The sequence below is a fragment of the Carboxylicivirga marina genome, from assembly GCF_016612505.1.
In the GTDB taxonomy this organism is placed as follows: domain Bacteria; phylum Bacteroidota; class Bacteroidia; order Bacteroidales; family Marinilabiliaceae; genus Carboxylicivirga; species Carboxylicivirga marina.
The window spans coordinates 22,839-49,662 of sequence record NZ_JAENRR010000035.1 but is presented as its reverse complement, the minus strand read 5'-3'; the positions used below and the strand labels follow the sequence as shown (position 1 = coordinate 49,662).

Here is a 26,824-nt window from a genome sequence, read left to right as displayed (position 1 = left end):
TCTACACCTTAATGCAGCTAATAATAATGAAGCTGTTTGCTTAATCTAGAAGAATACAATAGTACGTGAGTAGTTACCATTTTCTAAATTTCTAGATTGTTTTTCTTTTTCCAAAATTCTTAATAACTCCTTTGCTCCACGATATCTGCCAGGGTACATTACTAAATTAGTTTTGGGATTCTCTCCTAATGCAATTAGTGTCCTATTAATTATATCGAGCATTGAATCCAAAAAAGCATGAACTTCATCAATGTGTGTTGATGAACCAAAATCTTTTGTCCCAGTTGTATAGTCTAAATCATAATGAGCTAGGCATTTTCGCCTATACGTAATTATGTCTTTATACTTTTCTTTAATATTATCCAACTGATTTTTGACGTCTTTAAATGTCTCTTTGTCTTTTTCCTTAAGAACCTCAACTAATGTAAATAAAGTTAAATTCAAATTTTGCCCTTGCTTATGATTGTCAAGAAGTCGAGCAATAGTTATTAGAAAATCTTCCCAGTAAAAGTCGTATAAGTCCAAGAAAAAGTCCGGAAGTAACTCATCTCTTAAATCCCGAATACTTTCATTATCATTGAAAAACACTTCAAACTCCATCACTTTTGTCTTAAAGTGAACCCAGTTATCGAATATTTTCCTAATCCTTATGTCCATAATTAGCGATCTGTATTAATTGTGCACAACCCTTCTGTATCTCTATGCACATTACCGATATATTTTCAATACCCACTATCAACATGCCAATACTTTTGTGCTTAGGGTTAAAGTTCTATCTAAAAATAACTCTCCTTACTACACCCTCCTGAGGATATTGTCATTTCCGCTTAAGCAATGCTAAAATTAAAATTATTTTCGAAATAGGCATCCTTATGTTGATAAATGATTGGCATCAAACAGGTATTAACCTCACTCAATACCACTCCTATATCACACGATATTTAGCCAACATCACAAGCCTACACCCCCATATCATTTCCAACTACCCTCACATCACAGGTGCTTAGGTCAACATCATTCCCTCTATCTTTAATATCACGCCAAAACAACCCGACATCACGCCAGATGACTTCCACATCACATCAAACCATATACACATCACGCACAAGTACCCTCATATCACGCGGAATCCCCTTCACATCACGCACTAATATGTCAATATCACGCCCTCAAAGTTCAATATCACACCCATGTAACACGATATCACGCCAAATGACTTCCATATCACATCAAACCAAAGGCCTATCACGCACAGCCCGGTAGTCATTCAATAAACCGGGTATACAAAAAAGGGTGCCGAAGCACCCTATTGATTCTGAGACGTCTCAATTACACTTGTTGTTCATTTTTTGAGCTACGATAAGCCTGGGCTCTGTCACGAACATACTTGCTCGAATAACCTTTTACATGCTCCGGATCGTTGCGGAAAACGAAGCGACCATAGTCACGTATTTCGTCCACCACTTCCTTAAGCAAGGTATAGGATTTGTCTCTTATCAATTTACCTTCATCGTCGCGGTAAAGGTAACCGTTAGCTGCCGACAGCACACCACTCATCTCACTTACCATGGCATCAGCCGTGTCAAACCTGGCTGCATCGTAGTTAATAGCCTGCACCAGCTCAGGGTTTTGTGCCCCCAATACCGCTAATCGTGCCAGATCTTCAATAGCATCGGCATGTGAGCTGCCTTCTTCAATATCGGCAATCTGCTCCATCAGGCGCTCATCTTTGCGAAAAGCAAAGGCGAGGTGCTCCAATATCTCCTTTCGTAATGCGTATAAGTGTGGCGATTTTTCTTTCCACAATGCCAATGCTTTTTCTCGTTCACTCTGTTGCTCCTGCCAGTTGACTTCGGCGGCAAACAAAGCATCGCGAAGTAAACCAAGACGCTGTTGCAACTCTGGTGGCATGCCCACTTCCAGTAGTTGGGCCATATCAAGGCTCACACGCTCGTTCAGGTTTCCTGCTTCCTGTACAAATACACTTATCGGGATATTACAGCTCTTAATATCCTCTTTGTTCACTGCCTTAATTTCAGGAAGCATCTCCTGAAGTACCTTGTCTTCATTCATAATAAATAGATTAGTTTGATTAATAATGAGTCGCTTAATGCGTTCTCATTAGTTAATTGCAGAAACAGGAAGACGTAACATGTTTTTGAGGGATAATTTTAGCTCATTGTGATAAACGGCATTATTTCTTACATAAGCAATTCAATATCATTGACGAATGGCTTGTAAATAATTCGAAATAACTAAACGTAATATATTTTAAGGAGTGTACTATTGGGCTATTTACCTTCTTAATGGGTTAATACCTTAATAAGAAGCGGATGATTGATAACTGATGGCAATTGAAGTAAAACATTCAGGCACGATGGGGACTTATGCACTATGCCAGGGCTATCGCCTTTAAAAATTTCATCGTACTTAACGTATTTCCTCAAGCCGGAATGGCTTCTACTTTTTGCCTCCAGCCCAAAAAGTAGACAAAAATGCCGTCGACTAAAGCATTCGCTTACCCATTACGTCATTGTTACGGGAAAAATTTAAAGATTCACAAATCATGCACCAAATTTTTCTTCCCTCCACATACGACAATGGGTCCCAAGCTACATTGCTTAGGTCAATATTTCTTAAAAGCGATTGCCCAGTGCACTACGCCTTTTTTGGCCCCAACTCAATCACATCCATATCCTTGATAAGCTCACCATCGATAGAAAAACGCAAGGCTGTACGCACAGCATGAAAACCGGATATACCACAAGCTCCCGGGTTCAAATGAAGCAGCTCTAATTTTTTATCATACATCACTTTTAAAATGTGCGAATGTCCTGTGATAAATAATTTTGGCGGATTGGTATAAATAGAATTCTTTACAAGATTATCGTACCTTCCGGGATAACCACCAATGTGCGTCATCCATACATCAACCTCTTCGCACATAAAACGCTCATGCGCCTTTAGCTCTTGTCTGATTTCCAATCCATCAATATTGCCAAACACTGCCCTAACCGGCTTAAAAGCACGTAATTTATCTAAAACACGAATATCACCTAAATCACCGGCATGCCATATTTCATCTACATCTTTAAATAATTCTGTAAACCGCTCATCCAGATAAGAATGGGTATCGGAAAGCAATCCTATTTTCGTCATACTCGTTTCGAAATGTTATAAATCATTGCCAAATCTACCCTATTTTTAATATTTTTAAGCAAGTAAGAGACTGAACTATGCCAATCGAACAACAATTTTTCAATCGTGATATCAGCTGGCTATCTTTCAACCACCGCGTATTGGAGGAAGCAAAAGATACAAGCCTTCCCCTATTCGAAAGGTTAAAGTTCTTAGCTATCTATTCGAGTAACCTTGATGAATTTTATAAGGTAAGGGTTGCTGAGTATCGCAATGCGACCCTTCATCCCGAAAGCTATCCGGATATTCCACGTGCGGAAAAAGTGCTTGAGCAAATAAATTCCATTGTCGGAAAGCACTGGATTGAATATAGTAAAATATTTAAAGGCGAAATCCTTCCACTAATGGAACAAAGTGGCATTAAGCTTCACCTGGAAGGCTACCCTAAAAAAAAGGAGCATAAGCAGTTTATTCACAACTTCTTTCATACTGAACTCATCCCCTATTGCCAACCGGTATTACTCAACAAAGGTACACGTAGTTTTATGCGTGACAATCGCTTATACCTGGCTGTTAAACTATATCGAAAAAGGAAAAAAGAAGATAAAAAGAATAAGAGCAGGCGAGCCAAATACGCCTTGATAAAAATGCCAACTAACGACCACAAGCGATTCATTAAGCTACCTCGCATTGACAATCAGTATCATTACATGTTTCTGGATGATGCGCTTCGCTACGGATTACCTGAATTGTTTCCGGGCTATGATGTCGTTGGAAGCTGGGGTGTAAAAATTGCCCGAAATGCCGATTTGGGAATTGATGATGAGTTTTGGGGCGATCTGGTTGAGAAGATCCGAAAAAATTTGGCTCTTAGAAAGACGGGAACCCCTGCCGGACTTTATCACGACCGGTCCATACCCGCTGATGTTTTGAAGTTTTTAATGCGATCATTCGACATTAAACCCATTGAACTGGTTGAAACAGGTAGTTATCAAAACCTGCATGACTTCTTTGCATTTCCAAACCCATTCGCACCCAAATTAGAATGGCAAACGCCAACACCCATCAAACCATTTGAGTTAGAAGAGGCTGGTTCAATGTTTGAAGCCATAAAACGAAAAGAACGTGTGCTTCATTACCCATACCACTCTTTTGACTATGTCATTCAGTTTTTACGCGAGGCAGCTACTGATAATAAGGTTGATGAAATAAAAGTAACCCAATATCGTGTGGCCAGTAACTCAGAAGTAGTTGGCGCATTAATATTTGCAGCTCACAACAAAAAGAAAGTAACCGTTTTTGTTGAAGTAAAAGCGCGTTTTGATGAAGCCAACAACCTGTATTTTGCTCGTCAGATGGAGAAAGCAGGTATTAAAATAATATACAGCATCCCTGGCTTGAAAGTACATGCAAAAATGGCTTTGGCAATTCGAAGGGCTAATGGTGTCAGAAAACGTTCATTTGCCTATTTAAGCACTGGCAATTTCAACGAGAAAACAGCTCGCTCATATGCCGACCATGGTTTCTTCACCTGTAACGATGCTTACCTCGATGACATGGAGTGCCTGTTCAAATACCTTGAGGATCAAAGCCGAAAGCCAAAACTTAACAAACTATTGATAACGCAAATCAATTTGCGAAAAGGCATTATGAACCGAATCAATAGAGAAATTGATTTGGCTAAGAGCGGTAAGGATGGATACATTTTACTCAAAATGAATGGCATCCAAAATAAAAACCTTATCTCTAAGCTATATGAGGCCAGCCAGGCTGGCGTAAAAGTTGATTTGATTGTCAGAGGCATCTGCTGCCTGGTTCCAAATCAAGAGTATAGTAAGAATATCAGAGTTCTGCGATTGGTAGATAGTTACCTGGAACATGCACGAATTTGGGTCTTTGGAAATGACAACAACACTGAAATGTTCCTGTCGTCAGCCGATTGGCTCAATCGAAATATAAATCGACGTATAGAAACAGCCTTTCCCATTGAACAGCCGGAGTTAAAAGCCGAAATACTGACCATGCTCGAAATGCAGCTGGAGGACAATACTAAAGTTCGATTAATTGATGAAAACCTCAATAATGTACCTATTAAGGGAAAGGGGAAAGCTTTAAGAGCACAACAAGCATCGTACAAGTACCTCTTGCAATTAGATAACATGGTTCGTGAAGAGAATATGCGAAATAAACTTTCATAAAATGCTTTTAAGAAGATGAAAACAATTGTACTAGTTCGTCACGCAAAAACAGAACAATTGGGTTATATGAGTTCAAAATCAGACTTCGAACGCGAACTAAAACCCAGAGGCTATGGTGATACAAAATTGGTGGCCAGCGATATGATTAAGCGAAATTTCAAGCCCGATTTACTAATCAGCAGCAAGGCTGTGCGAGCTAAGCAAACAGCTCTTTTATTGGCTGACAAATTGAGCATTGATGAAAGTAAAATTGTATTTGAACAATTTATTTACGATGGCTATACAACTTCTGAACTCCTAAATTACATTGCCCAAATTGGCGGCATGCACGACAGCATCATGATTGTAGGTCACAATCCAGAAATAGCAATGACAGCAATTAACCTGACAGACAGCGACTATTTACACTTCCCAACAACAGGAAGCATTGCTATTACATTTGATACCAACAATTGGGAAAATGTCAATGCACGCGAAGGAAAGATTGATTGGTTTATAAGTCCCAAAATGTTTAAATAAGCATTTTACTGAACCGACAAAACCACATATTCGGTCTCAATAAACGCTACACACCATGGATGGCGCTTTACTTCTGCGGTCTTTTTAACTTAAATCGTATCCTTAAAACGCCATTATCAAAACTTGTTGAACCCAATACAAATTCACCCACTTCCTTAGTGTTATTCACATGCGCTCCAATACAAGGGTAAGCATCATAATGCCCAACCCGCACGATACGTATTTCATCACCTGAAGCATCTGGCAATTTATCTAAGTCAAATTCTTTGGCTGCCTCATCTCTTAAAAGCGTTCTTTCTGTAACTTCTATATTTTGAGACAGCACTTGATTCACTCTTGTATTTATTTCTTCCGCTTCTGAATCCGTTAAAGCGCGATCAAAATGATAGTCACATTTCGATTTCTTACGCTCCAAATGGTTGGAAAATGAACGCTCACAAGCAAACATCTTAACCATTGTCTGATTCAAGACATGTTCTGCGGTGTGCATTTCAGGATTATAAGCTTTCATCTATAGGCAATTTTATGAGATAACACCTGAGCCAATCAATTCATCATTATCATACCACGAAGCAAACTGACCGGCAGTTATACCCCTTTGTGGCTCATCAAACACTATGAACATACCATTTTGGCGGCAATGAAGAATACCTTTCTGAAGTGGTTGTCGATACCTGATTCGAAGATTCAATCGACGGGATTCACCAATATTCATCGCTAAATCATGACGAACCCAATGAATTTCATCAGGCATTATTCGCAATACCTTTCGAAACAATCCGGGATGTTGTTTTCCCATACCAGCATATACCTGATTGTATTCAACATTAGTCCCTACAATAAATAAGGGCTCTGGAAAACCACCAATATTTAGTCCTTTTCGTTGCCCAATAGTATAAAAATGAGCCCCATTATGATCGCCTATCTTTTTACCATGTTTAGGATGAAAAGCATAAGGTTTTGATAAAACTTCTAATTCATCATCGCTTGGATGTTCCGCATCCGCCTGACTCCAATCTCGCACAAACAGCTCACTATCTTTATCAACAATAAAAACACGACCTTTTTTAGGTTCTAACTTCTGTTGCAGAAATACAGGCAAATCCACTTTTCCAACAAAGCAAATACCCTGAGAATCTTTTTTGTGAGCCGTAATTAAATTCAACTCATTGGCTATACGTCTTACTTCTGGCTTTACGATATCTCCAATCGGAAAAAGCGCTTTGGCTAATTGCTTCTGACTAAGCTGACACAAAAAGTAGCTTTGATCTTTATTATCATCACTTCCTGCCAGTAAGCGATGCACTTCTTTTCCTTCAACCTGAACTGTTTCCTTGCGGCAATAGTGCCCTGTGGCCACATAATCGGCACCTAACTCAAGTGCCTTATCCATAAAAACATCGAACTTAATTTCACGGTTGCACAACACATCCGGATTTGGCGTTCGACCTTTTTCATATTCGGCAAACATATAATCAACCACACGCTGACGATAGAAATCACTTAAGTCAACCGTATGAAAAGGAATATCTAACTTCATAGCAACAGCCTGCGCATCAAATTGATCATCCAACCATGGACAATCGGCTTTTAAAACACCAGTGGTATCATGCCAGTTTTTCATAAACAGGCCAATAACCTCATACCCTTGCTCTTTTAAAACATAGGCTGCTACACTTGAATCAACTCCACCAGACAGGCCAATTACAACTTTCTTTTTTTGCATGTTAAAATCTCCTTATTTGCCAAATAGCGCACAAAAATACGTTTTTTTATTGAGTTTAATCACTCCTCATAACAATAGGCAAATCGCTCTTATCCATTATAACCACCTCCCCACTTTATGGTACTCCTCCTTCAAAAGAAGGAGAGTGATGCAATCCCGTCCCCTTCCCGACAAAGTCGGGACAGGCTCTGAATTTTAGGAGGGTGACGACAGGCGGGGTGGTATATTTGCTTTTACAAGCGAATTTCCTGCTCCTAACAAGTCTGAATATAGCTTTTTCACTCGTTAACAATTATCGGACCACTCATACTTAAAATAAAAAAGGCCACTACTCAATAAAAGCAGTGGCCCAATATAAAAGTACAAACAATTTTATACGTTAATCATCATCGGCATCAGAAGCATTAGTTCTTCTTCATTTTCACCATTTTCAAATGGCAATAAAATACCTGCACGTGATGGATCTGATAATTCTAAAATTACATCAGTAGAATTTAAATTATCCAGAATATCAGCCAGGAAACCTGATTTGAATCCAATTTCCATTTCATCGCCTTCATACTGACAACTCAAGCGCTCGTGAGCAGAAATACTAAAATCGATATCCTGTGCAGAAACAACCATTTCACCCGATGTCATTTTTAGCTTCACCAGATTACTTGCCTGGTTTGAGAAGATTGACACACGACCCAAAGTATTGTGAAATTCACTTCTGTCAATGATTACTTTATAAGGATTATCCTGTGGGATAACTGCATTATAACTAGGATAATTTCCTTCAACCAAACGACAAACCAACTTGTAATTTGGTAATGTAAAAAAGGCATTCTTATCATCAAATTCGATGGCGACCTCACCACTTTCTTTTGGCAATACATTTTTAAGAAGTCCTGCAGGTTTCTTTGGTAAAATAAACGAAGCCGAGAATTCAGTTTTAGCATCTAATCGACGATAGCGCACCAACTTGTGAGAATCAGAAGCTACAAAGGTCATATTATCGGGTGATAATTCAACTAAGATCCCATTCATTACCGGTCGTAATTCATCGTCAGCAGTAGCAAAAAGAGTTTTATTAATACCAACCTCGAGTAAATCAATACCAATTTGTAAAGTTGAGCTCTTATCGGCATCCAACTGAGGTAGTTCAGGGAAATCAGCACCATTTTGTCCTACAATACTGAACTTACCTTTCTCAGTAACAATATTAACACCAAATGACTCCATGTTAATATCGAAATTTAAAGGCTGCTCAGGAAATTTTTTCAAAGTTTCCAATAGAATACGAGATGGTAAAGCAATAATCCCCTCTCCATCCGAATTATCTATTTCCAAAGAGGTAACCATCGTTACTTCAAGGTCAGAAGCCGTCAATACAAGTTTATTGTCTTTTAAATCGAATAAAAAGTTATCGAGAATTGGCAATGTACTTTTATTACTAATCACGCGACTGATGGCTTGTAGATGCGATAGTAATTCTGTACTGGAAACTACAAATTTCATAAATTCTTACAGTTATTAGTTTTTATCAAATATATCAAAAAAACAGCTAATTACGCGCTTTTACATTTTCTTTAATTAAGAACAAAAGCACATGTTGCAAGATACGAAAAAACGCGCCTTGACAAAATCGATAATACCCCTATTTATTACGAGTTACTAACATCTTATGCGACTCACTTAAAAACGAATAAATGAACGACCTTAAGCTATTTCCCAAATCTTCGGTATCGAATATAAATGAATAAGACACTCCCTAAACACACGAGTAGTATTGGCAAAACAACATTTAGCCATTTTAACCAGGATGTACCTTCAGAAAGTTTTTGTTTATCGAGCAGGCGCAGTGTTAAATGACGCCCTCGTAGTTGCATCCAACCATCTTCATCACATAAATAATTAACGGCATTAACAATAAAATCCTTGTTACCAAACATTTGCCCCGAACCCTCATCGTAGCCTAAGCGTTCAATTTTAGGATTACTTTGTTTAAAGCGTACATCATTACGAATAATGTCACCATCAGCTACCACCATCATTCGCGTCACACGACTTTCAGTTCTAATATCACCTACACCTGACAGTCCTTCAGGAATATTCCTGTTCTTAAAAACAGAAGGAAACTTACCTTCCTGAACAACTGCGACTGTTTGATAAGGCGCATTAAACTCTTGTTGTTTTGGCTGCTTATTAACGTCGGCCATACTTATAAACACAGGCGTTTTGTTAAGCTTTGTGTATTGTGACGAGCGCAATAATATATGACGTGAAATATTTAAATTATTGCCAACCGTATCGATGGTTCCGGCAAAGCCACCTCGCACCAAATTAATATTTCGTGTAATCGGATGATTCTGAGAAGCTCCCAAAAGTGGACTATACAACCAAGGAACTGGCACCAACTGTGTTTGCCCCTGCGGATTGGCATTCATTAAAATACGTCCGGCCTGAATATCTTCAATTAATACCGGATTAACACGCACACCATACCTGAAAAGTTGATCATCCAGGTTGACGTCATTGTACAAACCCAATGTTTGCGGCGATTGACGTAAACTATCTAAGGTCACATTAACAGCATCAATCAGGTACAATAAGCGACCGCCATTCATTAAATATTGATCCAAAACAAATTTATCCTTTTCAGAAAATGGCTTTGAAGGTTTAGCTATAATAATGGCTTTATAAGCATTCAAAACAGATGCATCATTCCCAATCTGCCCCCTATCAACCTGGTAATAGGCTGACAAAGCATCTGTTGCTTCAATCACATCCAATTCATCTAGCTCACCATGTCCTTCCAAAAACGCGATTTTGCTTTTTTCTTCTGAGATTAGCTTACGAAAAGCACTTGTAAATTTATACTCCAAACTTTCGATGGATGTATTCAGGTTTTCGGCACCACTTCGCGAAGGTAAATTATCCAGTAAATTCACCCCAACTATCCGTTCTTTGTAGTACACTAGAGCGTATGGAAAAACATATGATTGAATCTGTAGCCCATCTTCAGCATTCTCAAAAACACTTTGTGGTTCAAAACCAAACTCAGCTAACTCTTCAATTAAGCTTTTTTTGTCTTCTGATGATTGCTCCTCAAAATTTACAAACTCAAAATGCATCGATCGCCCGGCTTCGCTCTTGAATTCCTCAAGCATCTCTCGCGAAGCATTTGACAATCGCCTAAAACCGCTATTCAGCTCTCCTTCTAAATAAACTTTCACATACAGCTCTGACGACAAGTCATTCATAAATTCACGTGAGGTAGTGGTTAGTGTATATCTCTTCTCGCTCGTTAAATCAACGCGAAAAAAGACTCTTTGACTCAACCAGGCAAGAGCTATTAATCCGAGAATTACAACTGCCAGTTTTATAATTTTATTGGAATGTTTTAAACCTATACTCATGATATTCTGACTGATAATTATCGTTTATTGCGTTGCAAGACAAGCTTTGTAAGAAACAAAAAGAAAAACACCAATGAAGACAAATGAATAATATCTCGTGAATCTATTACACCACGACTTAATGAGCGGTAATGACTATCAATACCAATATAGGTGATACTCTCACGAAATGCTCCCAAACCAGGAATTTCAGCAATTGAATCAAATCCGGCAAAGAACATAAACGATACCAAAACAGCCAATACAAAAGCTACAATTTGATTATCAGTAAGCGATGAAGTAAAAACACCAATAGCAACATAGACGGCCGATAAGAATAACAACCCTAAATAAGACCCCCATGTTCCGCCCATATCGAGATTACCAACTGGATTGCCAAGCTGATAAACACTGTACACATAAATAAGCGTTGGCAACAAACTAATTAGTACGACCGCCAAACCAGCTAGGAATTTACCGGTAATGATTTGTAGTTCTGAAACGGGGCGTGTTAATAGAACATCAAGCGTTCCTAATCGCTTTTCATCGGCAAATAAACGCATAGTAACAGCAGGCACAAGAAATAAATACACCCAAGGGGCAATGTAAAAAAGCGATTCCAAGGTGGCATAACCTCCATATAAAATATTCAAATCATTGGGCACCACCCACAAAAACAAGCCGGTAAGCAATAGAAAAACCGAAACAACCAATGCCCCGGTTATCGAACTAAAAAATGAAGCTAATTCACGCTTAAAGATAGCGACCATAATTACTTAATTTATTTCATATCATTTTTTAAAGAATCCAACATTAGCTTTGCCGTGCGAGCACTTGACCCAGCACCTCCCATTCGCTTATGTAGTTCTTCATAATCTGAAAGCATTTCACTTCTTCGCTCTCCATCCTCAATTATCTGGCTCAACTCAGCGTCTAGTTTATCAATTGTAAAATCCTTTTGAAATAACTCCAAAACAGCTTCTTTATCAAGTACCAGGTTAACCAATGAAATATACGGCACCTTAATAATGATTTTCTTAGCAATAAAATCAGTAAAAGCACCTCCCCACATTTTATAACACACTACCTGTGGACAGTTTAACAAGGCAGTTTCTAAAGTGGCGGTACCAGACGTTACTAAAGCAGCACGTGATTGCTGGAGCAGCTCATAGGTTTGGCCCGAAACAACAGCTACATTTTTCTCTTTTATATATGGCTTATATTCATCTATCGTAAATGAAGGTGCCCCTGCAATCACAAATTGATAATCAGGATACCTATCAACCATTTCAAGCATATCAGGAAGGTTATGCGATATTTCCCCCTTTCGACTTCCTGCTAACAAAGCCACTTTGGGTCTCCCATCAAGTTGATTTCGTTCGACAAAATCTTTAAAGGACTCATCTTTATGATTGCGATTATCAATGGCATCTAAAACAGGATTACCGCTGTATTGAACTTCAACGCCATGCTCTTCGAAAAACTTCGTTTCGAAAGGCAAGATGGTAAACATCCGATCAACTGTGGCTTTAATTTTCTTTACACGCTTCTGATTCCAGGCCCATATCTTTGGTGAGATATAATAGTAAACCAAGATATTATGCTCGTGAGCAAACTTGGCCATCCGCAGATTAAACCCTGCATAATCTACCAAAACCAAAACATCGGGCTTGTAAGCTAATAGGTCATCTTCACAAAGCTTAAAGTTTTTTTTAATTGAATTTAAATTCATTAAAACATCCCAAAGCCCCATTACAGCAGTATCTTTATAATGACGGACCAAGGTTCCTCCCTGCTCCTTCATTAAATCACCGCCCCAATAACGAAATTCAGCTTCAGTATCCTGTTCTTTAAAAGCCTTCATCAGGTTGGAAGCGTGTAGATCGCCCGAAGCCTCACCAGCAATTATATAATAACGCATAATTGTTCTTTATCAAATTAGAAAACGAAATGCAATCACTACCAATGCATATAATATCGTCGAAGTCACCAGCCCTCGGGCTGCCAACAGGCGCTCCTTATTAATGGCAATTAAAAAAACTATTAAATTAGGCAGCACACTAATACTTAATAACTTGCCAATACTACCCATATTAATCATCTGCATAACAAATGGCCAGTATTCCAAATCACCTTTATATAAAAAATAAAAAAGGACAAAAGACATAATGATTGGTAAAACCAACCCAATTAACAGCCCTATATAGAGCTTATTGCATTTACAATTCATAATTTTGTTCTTTCATATAAGGCAAAAGATTAAAATTTGTAGCATCCAATTGGCAAGGCACAATGGCTGCATAACCTTTATTGAGGTAATACTCATCGGTATCTTTTGCTTCTGTTTCCATATTTTCGAAATGACCTGTTAACCAGTAATATTTTCGGCCGCGAGGATCCTCTCTCTCAACAAATTCTTCTACCCATTTACCCTTGCTTTGGCGGGCTACACGTGCTCCTTTTACAGGATCACAATCCGGAATATTTACATTTAAAAATGTACCAGACGGCAATTTATCGTTGATAACCACCTTAACAACATGTTCCGCGATTCGGCTTGCCTCTGTAAAATCGGCATCATGTCGATAGTTTAACAAGGAAAATCCAATGGAAGGTATTTGGTTAAGCGCACCTTCGCGTGCCGCACCAACAGTACCTGAATAATGCAAGCTAATACTGGAGTTGGTTCCGTGATTGATTCCTGAAACCAATAGGTCTGGCTTACGATCTAACAATACATTAATAGCCAATTTCACGCAGTCAACCGGAGTGCCAGTTACCTTATAAAGCTTCACCCCCCCCTTTTCTTTTACCAATTTAGCATACAATGGTGTTTTTACAGTAATGGCATGCGACATACCAGAGTATGATTCGTTAGGCGCCACTATCACCACATCTCCAAACTGCTTTAAAACCTTCACCAAAAACTCTAATCCTCCTGCTTTAATACCATCATCATTCGTCACCAGAATTAAAGGCCTTGAATTGTTTTCTTTTTTCATTTTCGAATCCATATTAAGTTCAAAGATATGTATTCACATCCTAAGCGACAAAACCACAATTTTAATATTACCACAAATAGTTACTTTGTACTTAAAGCTAAGATATTACTGAAATCAAAGTTCATTTTTTTCGTTATTCGAAATCTAATTAACTACTTTTGTTTGCTCTTTTTGAAAGATGGTATGCGATTGATATCGCATCAAATTGATGTTCAACTTATAATGATTTTAGACGAATGAATATTTCATACAACTGGCTTAAAAACTATCTTAACATTGATTTAGAACCAGCAAAAGTATCAGAAATACTGACCGACATCGGACTAGAAGTTGGTGGCATGGAAGAAATACAATCAATTAAAGGTGGACTAGAAGGCCTGGTGATTGGTGAGGTTTTAACTTGTGAAAAGCATGCTAATGCTGATAAATTAAGTGTGACAACTGTCAATATAGGTGGTGAAGAACCGTTACCAATTGTTTGTGGTGCACCTAATGTTGCAGCTGGTCAAAAAGTTGTTGTTGCTACCGTAGGCACAATATTGTATAGTGGCGATGAAAGCTTTACCATAAAGAAATCTAAAATCAGAGGTGAGCAATCAATGGGAATGATTTGCGCCGAAGATGAAATTGGACTTGGCAATAGTCATGATGGCATTATGGTGCTTCCAACAGATGTTACCGTCGGAACATTAGCCAAAGATTATTTTAAGATCGAAAATGACATTGCCATTGAGATTGATCTTACTCCTAACCGAGTAGATGGTTCGTCACATTATGGCGTTGCTCGCGATCTTGCTGCATATTTGAAGCAACATCAGGACAATGTGGAATTAACGTTACCTTCAGTTGATGATTTTAAAGTTGAAAACACGATGTATCCGGTTAAAGTTTCTGTCGAAAATACTGAAGCTTGCCCACGTTATTGTGGTGTTACGATAAGTGATGTAACAATTAAAGAATCGCCGGAGTGGTTACAAAACCGTTTAAAAGCAATTGGCTTAAACCCTATTAATAATGTTGTCGACGTTACTAATTTCGTATTACACGAACTCGGACAACCTCTACATGCTTTTGATGGTAATGAAATTACAGGTGATGAAGTCATTGTTAAAACACTTGATGACGGAACCGAGTTTGAAACACTTGATGAAGTGAAACGTGAATTATCAGATAATGACTTGATGATTTGCAATTCACAAACAGGAATGTGTATTGCGGGTGTTTTCGGTGGAATAAGAAGTGGTGTAAGTGAAACAACTACTAAAGTATTCCTTGAAAGTGCTTATTTTAATCCGGTATGGGTTCGTAAAACAGCCAAACGCCATACATTAAGCACCGATGCAAGTTTCCGTTTTGAACGTGGTGTTGATCCTAACATGACCGTTTATGCATTAAAGCGTGCGGCTCTTTTAATTAAAGAAGTAGCTGGTGGAACCATTTCAAGTGAGATTACAGACATTTACCCTGAAAAGGTTCAAAACTTTGAAATTGATGTTACTTACCACAACATTATTCGTCTAATTGGTAAAGAGCTTTCGAAAGAAACAATTAAAAGTATTTTAAAGGCTTTAGATATTGTAATAAGTGCCGAAACAGAAGAAGAACTAAAGTTATCTGTTCCTCCTTACAGAGTTGATGTTCAACGTGAGGCAGATATCATTGAAGAAATCCTGCGCATTTATGGTTACAATAACATTGAAATGCCAGCTACAGTAAACAGCACCATTGTTTACTCTCAAAAACCGGACGATCATAAATCAAAAAACATAATTGCCAACCAGTTGACTTCACAGGGTTTCAGTGAAATCATGTGTAACTCGTTGACAAAGGCGACTTACTACGAAACATCTCAAACGTATCCTCGCCACGATGTAGTTGAATTAGCAAATCCACTGAGCAACGATTTAAACGGCATGCGTCAAACATTGTTATTTGGTGGCTTAGAATCGATTAATCACAATGTCAATCGCCGAAACAGCGACTTGAAATTTTTTGAATTCGGTAATAGCTATCATTTTAATGCTGGCGGCGACAAAAGCGACCTCAACAATTATAACGAGGAACAGAAGCTGTCTCTTTTCATGGTCGGCAATAAAGCCACTTTAAGCTGGAATACTCCTGAGCAAAAAATTAGCTTTTATGACTTGAAGAATCAATTGGAAAACATACTACTTCGTTTAGGTTTGTCTTTCAATGATTTTAAAGAAGAAGAAACCAAATCGGACCTTTTTGCTGAAGGATTAAGTTTAGTGCAAGGTGATAAATCCGTTATCGACTTTGGTTTGGTTGATGGGAAGCTGCTCAAAGCATTTGATATTGACACCCCGGTGTACTTTGCTGAAATTAAATGGGACATCATTCTTAAAAAGAGTGGCAAAAAAGAAGTGACTTTTACTGAAATCTCTAAGTTCCCTGAAGTAAAACGAGATCTGGCTTTAGTTATCAATCAAGATGTGAAGTTTGAACAGGTAAAACAAATTGCCCATAAAACTGAGAAGAAATTGCTTAAGCGCGTTTCATTATTTGATGTGTTTGAAGGAGAAAAACTAGGAGCAGGAAAAAAATCATACGCCGTTAGTTTTATTCTTCAGGATGAAACAAAAACGCTTAATGACAAGCAAATTGATAAGATTATGAATAAAATGATGAGCAACTACGAAAGAGAACTTAACGCCATCATTAGAAAATAATTTCGATACAACTTCCAATAAAAAATGGGCTATCTGATTAAGGTAGCCCATTTATATATAAAAAAATTTGTTACAATTACAACGAAGCAATTTCCCAGGAATAACTACCTGTTGAAAATGCGCTAGACCACTTTATAAAATACCTTTCCCCCTTTATCACATTAAGAGTTGCTTGCGATTGCAAAGTCCCATTGTAATAATTACTTGATGCAATTACAACCTCACCCGTGCCATCATATACAAACAAACAAGTATTTTCGTTGGTATGACCAAAACTACCAATTTGTATCTCACCTGACTCTTCAGCTTCATAAACAAACCATTGATCCATACTTCCAACATGGCTTGTTTGCATTTTAGCTGCACTAACCTCTATTGCATTTATGTAACTAATCCCAGGTTGTTCGATTTCATTTATACTCCATTTAACTTCCTGAACCTCACCCTTCAATTGCCAAACAATATTATAAGTCTTACCTTTTTGAGACAAAAAAGAAATATTATTATTTAACTCATGCAAATTTTGAGTCACAATCTCCTTATAATCATTCGTAAACACAGTCACTAAGCCTATATTGTCAGATAGATAATCACCAACAATTGTAATAACCCCACTATACTGTGCTTTGATTTCAAATACGGTTTTACATTGACTAGCTTTTAGATTCTGGCAATTAATTTCTGATATAACAGTTACATCCTCAGAATCAATACCAATCGCATCCAATCCAGTAAATGGATATAGTGTAACTAAACAAAAGAATGCCAGAGCAGCCCTCTTTTTCAATAACTTTCCCCAATTCATTAGTATAATATTATAGTTCCCGGCTACAAATATATCAATTCACATGAAAAAAAAAGTCAACTTACAAAAAACTATAACTTTTATATACTAAGAATGTTAGTTTTTAACATTTAACAGGTATTATCATCAAACAATAAATAATTCGACGATTTCACTTTTAATATCTATAATAGAGCATGTTGATAATCAAAAAGGAGCTGCACAGCAACTCCTCTCTTTCTAACCTTAACTCTAAATCCAAATCTATGAAAAAAAATCTTAACTATAATTATAACACGCTTAGTCACAAATAGTTTAAATCAGGGCAAAAAAAAGAGGAATGCTTGACTTTTCAAACATTCCTTCTTCAACCTAACCTTAACCCTAACTTATGAAGAAAGCTTCATAAATCTTTATACTCAATTCGCATATATAAAGTTCTGACATAATTACTCTAAAAGCAATCTTTTAAACTTTTTTAACGCGATTTTGTAATTCTATATCATAGTGTGCTTTCCCTTTATTGAATATTCACACATTTTAACATTCACAAATATGAAGCTTTTTTAATTAATTCAAAAATTTTTCTCTGAAAACTTCAAAAGATATTATCTCGGCATAACTCTTAAGCGTTGATAAAGTTGAAGCATGCACTTGTAAAGCAGGTATTACGACACCATCGTACTCTAAATCCCTTGTAGCACAAGCACTATCAACAACTGTCACTTTATATCCTAAATCAGCAGCAGCACGAACGGCTGCCTCCAGGCACATGTGTGTTTGCATACCAATAATTACAAGTTCCTCAATGCCAGCTTTATCTATACACTCTTTTAAATCGGTACCATTAAAAGCATTAACATCTGTTTTTGTAATTACCTTTTCCGAATCTAGCGGTTTTAGTAAATGGTGTATTTCACCACCTGATTTAACCTTGTGAACGACATGAATGACCAATAAATCGTTTTCACGGAAGTAATCCAATATTGAGGCCGCCTTTGCGGATGCTTGCTCTGCTCCAACAAGTTCAACAGCCCCACCAGGAAAGTAAAACTCCTGAATGTCGATCAATAATAATCCTTTAGAATTTTGAGCCTTTTGTGGGACAGTAAAAGCAATCAGGCACATTACAATTAATAAAATCTGCTTCATCATGACAATTAGTTTCACTCAAAGAAATAAAAAAAGGGTGACAACTGCCACCCTTTCAATTTTATATCTAAAATGCTATTTGATACCCAGTTTCTTTTTCAAGTCTTTAGTCAAAGCATTTTTGTTAATCATGATTGACATTGTTTTATACTTAACAAATGCCTCTGAAGCATAGAAATATCCATCATATTTGTTATTCGTATTCCACGAATTTTTAACCTTGAAATATTTTTTTCCATTTTGGTCCTTTACCATGCCGGTGATTTGCATACCATGGTCGTCAGTTGTTTGGTAATTATCATAGGCTTCCTGACGCATTTCAGCAGTTATCTCCTTTTCCTTAACAGGTTTATCGAAGCTGTAAAGCATTTTATTACGATCAGCGCGAGTCATGCTCTCCCAACGCGAACGCTCAGAACCAGACATTTCAGCCACATCACTTTCTGGTACAATAGCTACACCGTTGGTATGCGAGAATCCTTTTTCACTAACATCAGCAGCCCAGCCAATAGTGTAACCGTTTTCCAATGAATGTTCAAAAACAGTCATTAAATCATCAAGCGTTACATTGTAAACCTCGCCCCATAACCAATTATCAGGCACCTCAATAATAAATGTACCATATATTGGATGATGTGTATATGATGACACTTGAATGTAATCATCCATATCCAAACCTACCTTTTCTTTCATGTATGTCTGCGGTGTATAGGTCTTTCCATCCACCTCAAATGATGCCGGCTCCTCACCTAAATAGGCATCTAAAACACCATCAAATCCTTTTTTCCAAGATGGAGATAATTTTTTGTTTTTGTTTTTGATAACAGCGTCAACATAGTTTTTTAAAACTGCATCCATTTCACCATGAACATGTGCATCTTCGCCATACTCAAGTCCTGCATATACTTCTTCTGGTACCATACCGTACTTCTTCATAACGTATACAGCATCATGAAAAGCACCACCCGGACCAAAGTTTAATGAACCATGTAAACGAACATACTTCTCTGCTTTATCTGCATAACAATGACGCACTACATACATTTCTGATAGATTCTTTGGTTCTTTTCCAATACGAATCATTTCTGACTCAAAGAATCCTAATGCTGAAAAACTCCAACATGTACCTGAACGATGTTGATCTTTTACACTGGTAGCTTCAAGATCATAAATGGTCTCAAACTGATAACCTTCTTTCTCTTCCTGGGCAATCATGCTGATGCAAAAAACGCTCAATAGAAGTGTTGATAATAATTTCATATGTCTCTTATTTGATTTGATATTTTGTAATCTTCGACTCACTAAAGTCATTTTACTTCGAACCTGACTCATTGATTTGTTAGCAAATAACTTAAGTACTTTCTATATTTTACAAATAAATAAAAGTTGCCCGACTTGTTAAATGATATTATTCATAAACTGCCCTTAAAGGAAGTTCTAGCTATACACAATACTATAAAACAGGTACATTTCTTATTTAAGAACTATCTCATTTATCAGTTTCTGACCATTATTCACCATCTGAGCAGCACTTTCACGAGGAATTCGGTCAATAACGAAATCACTTAATACTTCATCAATTAACGCTATATCCATACGGCTCAACTCATCCCCTTTTGTTTGTAATGATTCTTTAAGCACTAATAATTTCTCAAAATCCTGAATTCCTTCAATTAAACGCTCATACCTTATTGAACTACGAGCCTGAGGGTATATCAAGAAATTACTTCCTGAACTCTTATTTTTAAGACGAGCTTCGGTTAAAGGCTTATCGCCCCAATTGTTATAATTCTCAATATGGATACCATCAATTCCTTGAGACAAGGCATACCAACCTAACCAGCTAGCTTCAGCCGATGGTGATGACAGACATAGGTTAGGGTAAAGATCTTTAGCTTCAACCTGAAAGGAAGTTTCCAAACCTTGCTGATGGCGCATTTTAAACCATTCTTTAAGATTACTAAATTGTGATGGCACATTCGCAGCAAACACATTTTCCATCAAGCCTGAACTCCACTCCTGAGCTAGAAGCTCCAACTTTTGCTCAGCATCAACCTGATAAATAACTTGTTTTAAATGCTTAACTACCTCTGACTCTCCACCACCTATTACAAATACAGATTTTTCAAAAAGCTCTGCACTTCTTAAATGTTGAACTACCTGTGTATAACACCGTATCAACAACTCCTTGTCGTCATATGCATTTAGTAGTTTAACTTGTAGCTCCCTACTCTTTTCATCATAGTAGCTTAATTCATTCTTACCTTGCGGATCAAAAGCAAAACAATCTATCTGCCCATTAATACCCTCATCATCAAACGCTTTAATCCATTCGTCAAAACGAGAGAAATCAGCCTTCATTTGGCCATTCTTAGTTTTTGTCCAACGAATCATGGCATCCTGATTTGAGTTATTATATTGGTTAAAGATAGAAACGTTAACTACTGTTTGCCCCGAAAGCTTCATCAGCTCAATGTAGTGTCGCGCTATTTCATGATGCTTTTCAGACCATAAAGGCACATTATGCCACATGGCGATCGATACAGGATTTATGCTCATATTTGTTTGAAAACGCCAATATTCAGGCCGTGGCAGCGTGCGGTCTACGACTTTTAATCTGACTCTTAATTCCTGTGGAGGATTGTCTTTTGAAAAAACTTTTAGTGAAGCACGATACGTGCCCTCCTTTGCATCTTCAGGTACCAAAACGGTCACCCATAGTGGTCTAACAGTCTGGGCTTCCATATCAATACATGGCAAGTTGTCTAACATATCTGGCATTAAACACGAATCGCGCCAGGCCATATTATCCGACTCATCATTAACATAGCCATCATCACTCATGATGTATCGCACAAAATTCGTTTCAATCAAATGTTTCTTTATTGTATCGCCATTCTGAGAAACTAAATGACTCCACTCGCACTCCACCTGTTTAACATCAAATGAGCTCCATAAGACAGCTTGAAACGATAACCGCTCTCCTTTCCAGGCAATGAATTCCTGGTCTTTATTGACAGAGACCATTGGAACTTCAGCTTTGCGATATTTAACATCCTTAGAACCAAACGACAAATGCAAACCTCGCCCAGTGGCTTCCCAGGCCCCACTATTAGCCTGCTCCGGATTTTGAGGCTCCGAGAAGGTAGTATAATTAATATTTTCGCGCTGATTGTAGCATGATGTTAATATCACTATTACTAACATCAGATAAGCTATGCTGTAAAATTTCATTTTAGTATAATATCAAAAACGTGAAGCAAATATAGCATATTGCTCCCTGGTTTAGTACTACTTCGTTATTAGTTCTCTTAATTTCTTTCGTTGAATTTTACCATTCGCCGTTTTAGGAAGTTCTTTAATACACACCACTTCTTTTGGCCGTTCAAATTTAGACAAATATGAACAATCAATTTCATCAATAGAAATGGATGAACTCGATTGCAACACTAATACAATCCTTTGACCTAAAGCCAGATCTTCGCGATATGAGATAGCAAAAGGCATATCCAGCTTAGAAAGCTTTGCTTCAATTTCTTCAGCAATAACTTTAATTCCTCCTGTGTTTATAATATTATCAAATCGGCCTTTAATCAGAAAGCTGCTAGGCGAACACATTTCAACAACATCATTAGTAACAACCTGGCTTTCATTAACCTCAGAAGGTTCAACAACTAAGCATGAACGTTCATCGCTTACAACATTAATCCCAGGTAACAGTTGAAAACACTTTTGTCTGCTGTTGATTTGGCGCATTGCAATATGCGAAACGGTTTCAGTCATTCCATAGGTTTCCCATGTTTTACACTCAAGCACTGATAACTGATCACTCAATTGAGGATTAACACGTCCTCCACCTATTATCAGTGTTTTTATTTTATTTAAAACATCAGGATTATCGTGCAAACAAGTTGTCACCTGCAGAGGTACCATGGCAGCAAAATCTATATGCCCAGCTATTTCGCTCAAAGGATTTGAAGACACATTGGATATTAGCAGATTTAGTTTACCAACCAAAGCTCTTACAATCATCATCTTGCCAGCAATATAATTGGCAGATAAACATAGGAGTGCCGAACTTCCTTCTTTCAGCTTTAAAAAAGAGACTGTTCGTCTTGCAGAAGCGACCATAGCTTCTTTTTTCACCGTGATGTCTTTAGGTTTCCCAGTACTTCCCGATGTTTTTAAAGTGATATATTCTACTTCGCTAAACCACTGTTTCAAAAAGTTGGCAATGGCCCTTTTTTCTTCGTCCCCGGTAGAAATCAATTCATCGCAATATGACTGAATAGCTTCATTTCCATCATATACAATACCATCAATCTTAATTGATGTGTACAATTTATATAATGATTGCTTTACCATGTTTAATTACTAAATGGATTCTCCCAACAATTTTCTTCTCCATAATAGAGTTGATCTCCATCGAGATAAAGGGGTGATTTTATATTATTTGTAAATACCTGTCCTGTTCCTAAACCTTGTCTCAATGAATTGTTTTTAGTGTAAACCCATTGCGCAATAGCATTTAGTCCAATATTTGATTCTAAGGCAGATGTGGCCCACCAACCAACATTCAATTGCTCTGCTAATTCGATCCACTCATTGCTTGATTTAAACCCTCCAATTAAACTTGGCTTTAAAATAATGTATTGAGGTTGAATGGTCTCCAACAATCTTCTTTTTTCATCACAATGCTTAATTCCTATTAATTCTTCATCTAATGCCACGGCTATTGGAGATTGCTGACAAAGATGATACATCGCCTCATATTGACCAGCTGCGATGGGTTGTTCAATTGAATGGATATCGTACTTGGCCAGTGCACTTAGCTTATCCATAGCGCTAGAAAATGAAAATGCACCATTAGCATCAACCCGTAATTCAAGCTCTTTGGCTGAGTAATTCTTTCGAATGGTAGATAATAATTCTAATTCTTTATTAAAATCTATTGCACCCACCTTTAACTTAAGGCACTTAAACCCTTTCGATAACTTTTCTTCAATTCGTTTTAACATCTCAGCTTGTTCTCCCATCCAGATTAAGCCATTAATGGTAATTGGTTTTGAAAGGTTAACGAAATCACTATCGAACAAAGTATAAGTCGAGCCGTTCGCAAGACCGGTAAATGCAGTTTCCAAAGCAAACCGTAATGCTGGATAATCCACAAGTGATGTTTGATAATCATTTGCATACTGTTCTATATCAGTACATACTTCTTCAATTTTCTTCTCTAAAAGTGGCGAATCTTCAATGCTTAAACCAGGAATAATAGAACATTCACCTATACCAACATCGCCATTTTCGCTACTTATTTTTATCAACCAACTAGGCTTAGTACGCAGAACTCCACGTGAGGTTCCGCCAGCTTCTTTGAAGATAAAATCTCTCCTAACATATTGGGCTTTAAACATACATTGGAAGTATTAATGCAACACCAAACAAAACGACGAACAATAAAGTTGATAATGCGAGTTTTTTAAGCTCGGGATCAAAGTCGTTTGCCACTCTTGCCTTATCCACAACTATTAAATGACGAACAAACAGTGGTAAGCTAAGAGCTAGTATAAATGAAGGCACTCCAATTTCAGTCATTAGTAGATAAACAATTGCGAGTAATAGAGCTCCAAGAACTAGTACAAAATGATATTTCTTTGCCCATTTTAGTCCCATTTTAACAACTAAGGTATTCTTGTTTGCTACTTTGTCGCTTTTCTCATCACGCATATTGTTTAAGTTAAGGACTCCTGAACTTAAAAAGCCAACTGATAAAGCTGGCAATAGAACTTCCAATGAGATATTACTCGTAAACAGGTAATAAGTACCAGCAACTCCTACCAAACCAAAAAAGATTAATACGAATATATCACCAAGACCATTGTAACCATATGGATTTTTACCCATAGTGTATTTCATGGCAGCAGCAATAGCCCCTAATCCAATAAGTAAAAAGAGAAAACTAACATACGCTTTAGCTGTTCCAAAGGCTATAAATATTAAACTAATACCGCTAACAAAAGACAAAAGGGAGCAAATAACAATGGCAATTCGCATATTCTGGGCAGTTATATCGCCCGTTTGAACCATCCGTTTCGGTCCTTCACGTTTTTCATGATCTGCACCATTGGCCGTATCGCCATAATCATTGGCCAGGTTGGATAATATTTGCAAAAATATGGTAGTAGTAACTGCTAATGCAAAAACTTTGGTATCGAATGCCCCAGCCTTAGCTGCCATAAAACTACCCATAAACACAGATGAAAGTGCCAATGGCAAAGTGCGCAGTCGAAATGCATTAACCCATGCTTTTACTCTTGTCATAAAGTCATTTTATCACAAAAGTATATAATTGAATTAATAAATAGGCACCTAATGATGGTATAACCCGCTTTTCAAAGCCAAAAAGTGAAGTTTCTCAAACAACTTTTTTAGCAAGCTTTTTTACCATATACAAATCGATAAAGAATCGATCTAAGTTCTTTAAATGATTCATAATTAATGGCACTCGGATAACTCAATATTTTCTGTGGAAAAGAAGCACATCCTTTATGGTACGATGGTTGAATATATACATATGGGTTTTCAACAAAACCTAACTTGTTAAACAATAACTTATCGCTATTGGTGGATATATCATGCACAATATCTATTTCAGAAATAATTATTGAACCATCGGACTTAGCGCTAAGCAACATATTAAGCAATGCAGGTATAATAACCGACTTATTCTCTCCAGATTGCACCGCCAAGTGCTCAATGGCTATCCACTTGCTAAAATCCCAATAGCCGATAAAACCTTGAAGCTGTTGATTATTACGCAACTCAATCAACTGATAAGACGAACGTTCGCATATTTCATCAAACTCTTTTTTACATCGCCTTCGTTCATACTCAAAGGTATTAATCATTAATTCCCACACATCATTCGCCATCATAACCTATTCTTTTATAAGTCTATAATCAATTGGCATACCACAATCTATAAACGAATTAAAAAAGATGTGAAAGAAAGTAATTATTTAAAATGCACCTAATTAAGGCATTTCACCCTTATAAGTACTTTAAATGTCTTGTGTCATTTACCTTTTTATTAGCAAAATGGACAAAGCTCATTATAATGTACAATGAGTCTAAGAAGCCATGTATATAAGATTCTTTTATCTTTGCATATTCAATGATAAAGGAATGATTCAAACTACAGATAAAGTCAATTTACGCACATACAATACCTTTGGCATAGAAGCTAAAGCAGATGAGTTCATTACCTGTAACTCTATTGACGACATAAAAAGTACACTAAAATATTTAAAAAATAACCCTCAGCCATATCTGATTCTTGGTGGTGGTAGCAACATATTGTTTTGTAAAGATTTTGAAGGAATAATTATTCATCCTCAAATTACAGATATCACATTGCTCAAACAGGATGATTCAAACGTCTGGCTCGAAGTTGGCGCAGGTGTTGTTTGGGATGATTTGGTCGAACATTGCGTAAACAATAACTGGTATGGCTTAGAAAACCTTTCATACATACCCGGAAACGTAGGTGCTTCACCGGTGCAAAACATCGGAGCTTATGGTGTTGAAGCTAAAGACTGCATTGAATCTGTCAATGGGTTTTACATAGATAGTACTGAAGCTTTTGAACTAAGTAATAATGAGTGCCGTTTTGCCTATCGTCAGAGCATCTTTAAATCAGAGTTGAAAAATAAAACAATCATTAGTTCGGTAGTTTTTAAACTCAACAAACAAGAAAGCTACAAACTAAATTATGGCGATGTAAAAGAACAAGTTGAGAGCTTTGGTAAAGTTACATTGAGAAGTGTACGGCAAACTATTACCAACATCCGTAAAAGCAAATTACCAGAACCCGAAGAAATGGGCAACGCTGGATCATTTTTCAAGAATCCAGTCATTGGTATAGAATTATTCCAGGAAATTAAAGGACAATACCCAACTATACCAAGCTACCCCATTAGCGAACAGTTGGTGAAGGTGCCAGCTGGTTGGTTAATTGAACAAAGCGGCTGGAAAGGTAAAGCGATAGGAGATGCAGCAGTTCATAGCAAACAAGCGCTCGTACTGATTAATAAAGGAAACGCCACAGGCAATGATATACTTAAGCTGGCACATCAAATAATTAAAGATGTGAATAATCAATTTAACATCACGATTGAACCCGAAGTAAACATCATCTAATTATATCTGTTTCAATTGAAAACCTTAATCTGAAAT

At 37.3% G+C, this 26,824-nt stretch carries 22 protein-coding genes; 4 read left to right on the top strand and 18 right to left on the bottom strand.

The window, feature by feature from the left end:
• Positions 1-45: 45 nt before the first annotated feature.
• The 3 genes from JIV24_RS14340 to JIV24_RS14330 all read right to left on the bottom strand — a co-directional run bounded on the left by JIV24_RS14340 (position 46) and on the right by JIV24_RS14330 (position 3,159).
• Positions 46-600, bottom strand: coding sequence for an AbiU2 domain-containing protein (locus tag JIV24_RS14340; RefSeq protein WP_200465746.1), 555 nt, complete (start codon positions 598-600; stop codon positions 46-48).
• A gap of 729 nt (positions 601-1,329) precedes the next feature.
• Positions 1,330-2,073 carry a hypothetical protein gene (locus tag JIV24_RS14335; protein ID WP_200465745.1) on the bottom strand — a complete coding sequence of 248 codons (744 nt, stop codon included), beginning with the start codon at positions 2,071-2,073 and terminating at the stop codon, positions 1,330-1,332.
• Positions 2,074-2,658: 585 nt separating this feature from the next.
• Positions 2,659-3,159 (bottom strand): metallophosphoesterase family protein, encoded by a 501-nt coding sequence (locus tag JIV24_RS14330; RefSeq protein ID WP_200465744.1) that lies wholly within the window; start codon positions 3,157-3,159, stop codon positions 2,659-2,661.
• Between the two features lie 77 nt (positions 3,160-3,236).
• Between JIV24_RS14330 and ppk1 the strand changes: the two genes are divergently transcribed.
• Positions 3,237-5,336 (top strand): polyphosphate kinase 1, encoded by a 2,100-nt coding sequence (ppk1, locus tag JIV24_RS14325; RefSeq protein WP_200465743.1) that lies wholly within the window; start codon positions 3,237-3,239, stop codon positions 5,334-5,336.
• Between the two features lie 15 nt (positions 5,337-5,351).
• A complete protein-coding gene (locus tag JIV24_RS14320) occupies positions 5,352-5,855 on the top strand; it encodes a SixA phosphatase family protein (protein WP_200465742.1) in 504 nt (167 codons plus the stop codon).
• 67 nt (positions 5,856-5,922) lie between these two features.
• On the opposite strand, the gene JIV24_RS14315 is transcribed toward JIV24_RS14320, so the two are convergent.
• From JIV24_RS14315 to surE, 7 genes are all read right to left on the bottom strand, one after another.
• Positions 5,923-6,366 carry an alanyl-tRNA editing protein gene (locus tag JIV24_RS14315; RefSeq protein WP_234445839.1) on the bottom strand — a complete coding sequence of 148 codons (444 nt, stop codon included), beginning with the start codon at positions 6,364-6,366 and terminating at the stop codon, positions 5,923-5,925.
• Between the two features lie 12 nt (positions 6,367-6,378).
• The gene (gene mnmA, locus JIV24_RS14310; RefSeq protein WP_200465741.1) at positions 6,379-7,581 is read right to left on the bottom strand and encodes a tRNA 2-thiouridine(34) synthase MnmA; all 1,203 of its coding nucleotides are present in this window, start codon (positions 7,579-7,581) and stop codon (positions 6,379-6,381) included.
• Between the two features lie 372 nt (positions 7,582-7,953).
• Entirely contained in the window at positions 7,954-9,081 is a 1,128-nt protein-coding gene (gene dnaN, locus JIV24_RS14305; protein WP_200465740.1) for a DNA polymerase III subunit beta, read from the bottom strand.
• A 206-nt stretch (positions 9,082-9,287) separates the two neighbouring features.
• Positions 9,288-10,982, bottom strand: a complete 1,695-nt coding sequence (gene gldG / locus JIV24_RS14300; RefSeq protein ID WP_200465739.1) for a gliding motility-associated ABC transporter substrate-binding protein GldG — start codon at positions 10,980-10,982, stop codon at positions 9,288-9,290.
• A gap of 17 nt (positions 10,983-10,999) precedes the next feature.
• On the bottom strand, positions 11,000-11,731 hold the full coding sequence (gene gldF / locus JIV24_RS14295; protein ID WP_200465738.1) for a gliding motility-associated ABC transporter permease subunit GldF: 732 nt from the start codon (positions 11,729-11,731) through the stop codon (positions 11,000-11,002).
• Between the two features lie 11 nt (positions 11,732-11,742).
• Positions 11,743-12,882 carry a lipid-A-disaccharide synthase gene (gene lpxB / locus JIV24_RS14290; RefSeq protein ID WP_200465737.1) on the bottom strand — a complete coding sequence of 380 codons (1,140 nt, stop codon included), beginning with the start codon at positions 12,880-12,882 and terminating at the stop codon, positions 11,743-11,745.
• 298 nt (positions 12,883-13,180) lie between these two features.
• Positions 13,181-13,963, bottom strand: coding sequence for a 5'/3'-nucleotidase SurE (gene surE, locus JIV24_RS14285; RefSeq protein ID WP_200465736.1), 783 nt, complete (start codon positions 13,961-13,963; stop codon positions 13,181-13,183).
• Positions 13,964-14,199: 236 nt separating this feature from the next.
• Between surE and pheT the strand changes: the two genes are divergently transcribed.
• Positions 14,200-16,653, top strand: coding sequence for a phenylalanine--tRNA ligase subunit beta (gene pheT, locus JIV24_RS14280; protein WP_200465735.1), 2,454 nt, complete (start codon positions 14,200-14,202; stop codon positions 16,651-16,653).
• Positions 16,654-16,729: 76 nt separating this feature from the next.
• Here pheT and JIV24_RS14275 read toward each other — a convergent pair whose 3' ends face one another.
• The 8 genes from JIV24_RS14275 to JIV24_RS14240 form a co-directional block, all read right to left on the bottom strand.
• Positions 16,730-17,458 carry a hypothetical protein gene (locus tag JIV24_RS14275; RefSeq protein ID WP_200465734.1) on the bottom strand — a complete coding sequence of 243 codons (729 nt, stop codon included), beginning with the start codon at positions 17,456-17,458 and terminating at the stop codon, positions 16,730-16,732.
• Positions 17,459-18,007: 549 nt separating this feature from the next.
• The gene (locus JIV24_RS14270) at positions 18,008-18,592 is read right to left on the bottom strand and encodes a cysteine hydrolase family protein (protein ID WP_200465733.1); all 585 of its coding nucleotides are present in this window, start codon (positions 18,590-18,592) and stop codon (positions 18,008-18,010) included.
• A 72-nt stretch (positions 18,593-18,664) separates the two neighbouring features.
• On the bottom strand, positions 18,665-19,849 hold the full coding sequence (locus tag JIV24_RS14265; protein ID WP_200465732.1) for a C1 family peptidase: 1,185 nt from the start codon (positions 19,847-19,849) through the stop codon (positions 18,665-18,667).
• Positions 19,850-20,062: 213 nt separating this feature from the next.
• Positions 20,063-21,823 carry a DUF4091 domain-containing protein gene (locus JIV24_RS14260; protein WP_200465731.1) on the bottom strand — a complete coding sequence of 587 codons (1,761 nt, stop codon included), beginning with the start codon at positions 21,821-21,823 and terminating at the stop codon, positions 20,063-20,065.
• Positions 21,824-21,880: 57 nt separating this feature from the next.
• Entirely contained in the window at positions 21,881-22,954 is a 1,074-nt protein-coding gene (locus JIV24_RS14255; RefSeq protein ID WP_200465730.1) for an AMP-binding protein, read from the bottom strand.
• A 2-nt stretch (positions 22,955-22,956) separates the two neighbouring features.
• Positions 22,957-24,003, bottom strand: a complete 1,047-nt coding sequence (locus tag JIV24_RS14250) for an o-succinylbenzoate synthase (protein ID WP_200465729.1) — start codon at positions 24,001-24,003, stop codon at positions 22,957-22,959.
• Positions 23,996-24,910, bottom strand: a complete 915-nt coding sequence (locus JIV24_RS14245; RefSeq protein WP_200465728.1) for a 1,4-dihydroxy-2-naphthoate polyprenyltransferase — start codon at positions 24,908-24,910, stop codon at positions 23,996-23,998. Before JIV24_RS14245 ends, JIV24_RS14250 begins: the two co-directional genes overlap by 8 nt.
• 107 nt (positions 24,911-25,017) lie before the next feature.
• Positions 25,018-25,524 carry a hypothetical protein gene (locus tag JIV24_RS14240; RefSeq protein WP_200465727.1) on the bottom strand — a complete coding sequence of 169 codons (507 nt, stop codon included), beginning with the start codon at positions 25,522-25,524 and terminating at the stop codon, positions 25,018-25,020.
• Between the two features lie 250 nt (positions 25,525-25,774).
• On the opposite strand from JIV24_RS14240, the gene murB reads away from it, so the two are divergent.
• Positions 25,775-26,788, top strand: coding sequence for a UDP-N-acetylmuramate dehydrogenase (gene murB / locus JIV24_RS14235; protein ID WP_200465726.1), 1,014 nt, complete (start codon positions 25,775-25,777; stop codon positions 26,786-26,788).
• Positions 26,789-26,824 lie beyond the last annotated feature (36 nt).